Origin of the sequence: Paenibacillus sp. alder61, assembly GCF_020179875.1 — a bacterium.
In the GTDB taxonomy this organism is placed as follows: domain Bacteria; phylum Bacillota; class Bacilli; order Paenibacillales; family Paenibacillaceae; genus Fontibacillus; species Fontibacillus faecis.
Genome location: NZ_JAIUDG010000043.1, coordinates 1 through 5,011 on the forward strand (window position 1 = coordinate 1; position 5,011 = coordinate 5,011).

General features: G+C 46.3%; 4 protein-coding genes. All 4 read left to right on the forward strand.

All coding sequences use genetic code 11. The annotated features are described in order from the left end of the window. Positions 1–247: hypothetical protein (locus LBW89_RS27145; protein WP_225040913.1), on the forward strand; the 247-nt coding region annotated here is incomplete at its 5' end. 192 nt (positions 248–439) lie between these two features. Further along, positions 440–2,938: a stage II sporulation protein E gene (gene spoIIE, locus LBW89_RS27150; protein ID WP_225040914.1), complete on the forward strand. Its 2,499-nt coding sequence runs from the start codon at positions 440–442 to the stop codon at positions 2,936–2,938. A gap of 246 nt (positions 2,939–3,184) precedes the next feature. Continuing rightward, a complete protein-coding gene (locus tag LBW89_RS27155; protein ID WP_225040915.1) occupies positions 3,185–3,652 on the forward strand; it encodes a hypothetical protein in 468 nt (155 codons plus the stop codon). Between the two features lie 367 nt (positions 3,653–4,019). Continuing rightward, a complete protein-coding gene (locus tag LBW89_RS27160) occupies positions 4,020–4,703 on the forward strand; it encodes a hypothetical protein (protein ID WP_225040916.1) in 684 nt (227 codons plus the stop codon). Positions 4,704–5,011: the final 308 nt, after the last annotated feature.

Below are 5,011 nucleotides of genomic sequence, written 5' to 3' on the forward strand. Positions count from 1 at the left end.
AGTGAAAGTGACAAAAACACTGAGCCTGAACAATTTTATTGTCAGGCTAGCGTCTTTAGGCGCAGTTTGGCAACAGGGGGTTATACCCCAAGAGCAAACCACCCGTTGGACGGGTGGTTATGATTTTTTCGAGGAATCCCTCCGCCGGATTCTATTTTTGTCGTCTGTCCTGTTTAACCGACAGGTTACAACGCAATCCACGATCTTCTCGGATAAAATTAACAGATATTGGTTACCCCTCTTGTAACCTTTTATGCGAACACAAAATCCCCTTGACGCGCTCATTCGCTTGGGCGGCCTGGGTTCGCAGAGATTCGGGAACCGCTCTCAATTTGTCGGAAAATTCTTTGCCCCAGATTCCGGTATATGACAAACTTTCCGCTTGCCGCCTCCTATAATGGGACATACCTTACAAAATTGGAAAAGGCGGTGCCAGGCGATGGAGAAGTGGAACGTGATCCCATTTCCAGGGATGAAGAAGGCAAAAGGACAAGCAGGGGAGGTTTCTTGGGACGGTTGGAAGCAGATCCCGTTCGTTGCGGCCTGCAGCCGATTGTTTGCGGCCAATAAATGGACCGGTTTGCTCCTGCTGATGAGCTTCCTGCTCGGCAAAGCGACGATCTTGGACGAGCTGGCTCCTTTTGCCGCGGCGTTTTTTGCGGTGATGATGTTTATGCGGCGGGACATCGCCGTGGTGACGGGAGCGCTTATGATTGCCGGAGCCCTGTTTGTATCCGGACATCACGCTGCCGTGATCGCGGCGGAACTTCTCATCTTTTACCTCATCCATAAAGGCATGGAGTCCTTTGAACGGGCCGAGCTGTCTTACGCCCCGTTGATGGTGTTTACGAGCACCTTTTTCGCGCTGTTGTTTACGGCCGTCATCGGACCTTCCCTTACCTGGTATGCTCTGGTCGTGACTGTCATGGATGCGATTCTCAGTTTTGTGCTCACCTTGGTATTCATTCAGGCGGTCCCCGTATTTACGTATCGGAAAAGAAATTACCAACTGCGCACGGAAGAAATCGTCTGCCTGGTCATCTTGCTCGCCTCGATCATGACCGGTACGGTGGGTTGGGAGATCGGCGGACTGTCGATCGAGCATATTCTGACAAGGTATTTGATCCTTCTGTTTGCACTGGTCGGCGGCGCCGCGCTCGGCGCATCGGTAGGGGTCGTAACGGGTCTGATTCTCAGTCTGGCCGACACCTCGGCCCTGTACCAGATGAGTTTGCTCGCCTTTTCGGGCATGTTGGCGGGGATGATGCGGGAGGGGCGCAGATGGGCGGTAGGCTTTGGCATGCTGCTGGGTTCCTCCATCCTGTCCATCTATTTGGCGGTCCCGGCCGAAGTCATGTCCTCCACATGGGAAAGCTGTGCGGCGGTCCTGCTGTTTCTGCTGACCCCGAGAAGCGTGATTAGCGCAATCGCCAAATATATCCCCGGTACGCAGGATCATACGAACACCCAACATGAGTACGCCAAAAGAATGCGGGAAATAACGGCCGGCCGGGTCGCCCAGTTTTCCGAAGTGTTCAAGCAGCTGTCGCGAAGCTTCGGTCAAATCGCGAGCTCGGGGGAAATCGCCAAGCGCAGTGAAGAGGTCGATCACTTTATGAATGCGGTTACCGAAGGAGCCTGCGCAACTTGTTTTCGCCGAAATGCCTGCTGGGACGGCAAGTTCTATCAAACCTACAAGTATATGACCGAAATGATGACGGCTGTCGAAGAAACCCCCGAGATCACCAAGGATGAGCTTCCCCCCAAATGGGATAAGATCTGCATCAAAACCGATCAGGTGCTTGCGCTGATGAAGCGGGAATACAACCTTTATCAACATGATATGCACTGGAAACGCCAAATATACGACAGCCGGTTGCTGGTTGCGGAGCAGCTTTCCGGCGTGTCCCAGGTGATGGAGGACCTGGCCCGGGAAATCCAGCGGGAAGGACAAGCCTTGTACAAGCAAGAGGAACAGATCCGGGAGGCTCTTGAAAAAATGGGCCTGTCCATTCATAACATCGATATCGTCAACCTGGATCACGGCAACGTGGAGATTGAAATCGTCCATGCCTATACCCGCGGTTATGACGAGTGCCGAAAAATTATCGCCCCGCTGCTGTCGGATATTTTGGGCGAACATATCGCGGTGGTCGGGGAGGTGATGTCGGATCGGCGGGACGGTCTGGCAACGGTGACATTCGGTTCGGCGAAGACCTATGAAATTACGACCGGGGTGGCCGGCGCAGCCAAAGGAGGGGACCTGCTGTCCGGGGACAGTTTTAGCGCAAGGGAACTGGGGAACGGGACATACGCCGTAGCGCTGAGCGACGGGATGGGCAACGGCGAGCGTGCCCGGCTGGAAAGCAGCACCGCCCTCAGCATTCTGGAACAATTGCTTCAATCGGGGATGGATGAGACGCTGGCGATTAAATCCGTCAATTCCGTATTGATGCTGCGTTCCCCGGATGAAGTGTACGCTACGGTGGATATGGCGTTAATCGATGAGTATTCGGCACGGACCACCTTTTTGAAAATCGGTTCCTCCCCAAGCTTCATTAAACGCGGAAACGAGGTGATCCCGATCACGGCCAGCAATTTGCCGATCGGCATCATCCAGGATATTGAGGTGGATCTAGTGACCGTGCAGCTCTATCCCGGCGATACACTGATTATGATGACCGACGGCGTGTATGACGCACCGGGGTACGCGGTGAATAAGGAATTGTGGATCAAGCGGCTGATTCAGGAAATCCGGTCCGAGGATCCGCAGGATATCGCCGACGGATTGCTGGAAGCCGTCATCCGCTACCAGAAAAATACGATCCAGGACGATATGACCGTAGCGGTGGCGAAAGTCGATCATTACCTGCCGCAGTGGTCGACCCTGCATATTCCGGGGCTGAGCCGTTTGGAGCGGCCGCGGACGGTGAGCTAAGAGGAGAACTTGAGGTGAAAGCCTCAGGTTCTTTTTTTATTTTTCAACTGAGTCCGGGGGATGCAGAAATCCATGGTCGATACGGGGGTGGGAAGCAGTAACAGCGGCGGTATCGTGGGCGAGAATGTCCAGAAAACAAATGAAGGCTATAATGGGCCGGCCTTGGCGCAATGATATAATGAACTCGGGTAAAACGGACAAAGCCTTCGATCCAGGATAATAAATAATAATTGAGAGGGAATGAATATGAAAAAAACAATTCAAGAGAAGATAGCTTTGATGAAAAATGCCCTTGAGGAAAATCCTTTTAATCTTGTGATAGGAGAAATTCAAGAGAGAATAATTACTGAAGCTGAACTTAATATCAAGGATGGTCAGTTACAAGATTATCATAATTTTTTTAGAGAGTATGGATCTATGAGATGTGGAAGCATTGTTATTTTTGGAAAAAGTGAATTAGGTGATTTTCAGTTTCCTGTCGCTGAAATGCCAGGTGGATTTGAAGAATGGATTTGTATTGGAAAGATTGATCCGTATCCATTATTTATAAACAAAAAAAGTGGAGTGATTTATTGTTTATTTGAAGATTCAAAAATTAAATCATATGAAGGATGGAATGACTTTTTGGAGAATTATGTTTTCGGAGAACGTTATCTTGAGATTATTGGTAAAGATGAGTGGTACGAATTATTAAGAGAACAACAGATTATTTGAAATAGTCATCACATTGAACAGATTGATTATGGGGAATGGGGAACAGGATATAAAACGAAGTACAAGATAATGAAGTACGTATTAGAGATTTGTACGATTTAATGGAATGGACAGCGGATTTACCGGATGAACAAGTGATTCATCTTGAAAATGGTTATTACCATATCACAGTGTTCAGTAATTTACCTGATTCAAAAATACGTGGTGACCATCAGGAAATTTATCTTTATTTTAATCCATTAACTGAAATGCCGAGAATAACGTATTTAGGAGTACCGACATTGGAATAGTTGAATGGACTGCACCTTGGTATTGATACACTGAAATACATAGTGGGATGCTCTAATCAGTTGTAGGAGGTTTTATTGTGAAATTGAAAAAGATTATCTTAGAAGGAGATTCTAAATATGAAAAGGCGAATCAAGCATTCCCGATAAGGTGGAAGTCGCATCATGTAACTGAATTATTTGTGGAGTTATTTCCTGAAATCGAATTAGATGGGAACAGACAGTTAACTATTTTAGCTACAAGGAATAGAAGAGAAAATGCCAAGAAATACAATAATTATAAAGCGTTTAATGTTTCGTCATACTATCTTGAAGAAGAACAAATAAAGGCTTTAGAGGCTTTAAACCCAGAAGATGAAAATTTCATTTTGGATATTATTGAAGAGGTATTGGTTGATATAACCAACATACTTGGTGAAGATGAAGAAAAAAGAAGTGCTATAAAAGATACCATTAAACAAGTGAGGGAAATGGAGTTCTCACTAAAGAAAAAAATGAAAACCTTATCCAAAAAGTCGAAAGTAGGAAGATATAAAGCGGATGTGTTTAGATGCCTGAATAAAACATCTGGTGAGGCATGGTGTGTGGAATTAGAAAATGGGATTTCAGGTCAGACCAGGGTGGAGTGGTTGACCGGCAAACCGGATTATTTAGATCGCAGAGATTACTTTAAAAAATCCAAGTGGGAAGAAAATAAATTTATAATCACGAATAGATTAGGTATAGAGGTCTTTTCAATTGAAGTTGGTATGGAAGAATCATAATGCTACAATTCCAAAAGAATGAAAAGGCTAATTATGCTGAGATGAATCCATAATTGTAGATATAAACTCCCACCGTCGGAGTCTACCTCATTAACGGGAAAATATCCTGTTAATATACCGCTCTTGGCTTTTTGATCGGATTTAGCTGGAAAAGTGCAACTAGAATTAAAAGTGGACACCTTATAAAAGAACCTTAATAATAGAGTTTAAATTAGGAGGTGTTCACATGGGTGAACAGCGGCAACGATTTAATGAGGAGTTTAAGAGAAAGACGGTGAAATACATTCAGGAACAGACGAAATCCATGC

Bases quoted from the DNA above. Each gene is read 5' to 3' on its own strand.
- spoIIE (WP_225040914.1), top strand. From the start codon at position 440: ATGGAGAAGTGGAACGTGATCCCATTTCCAGGGATGAAGAAGGCAAAA.
- LBW89_RS27155 (WP_225040915.1), top strand. From the start codon at position 3,185: ATGAAAAAAACAATTCAAGAGAAGATAGCTTTGATGAAAAATGCCCTT.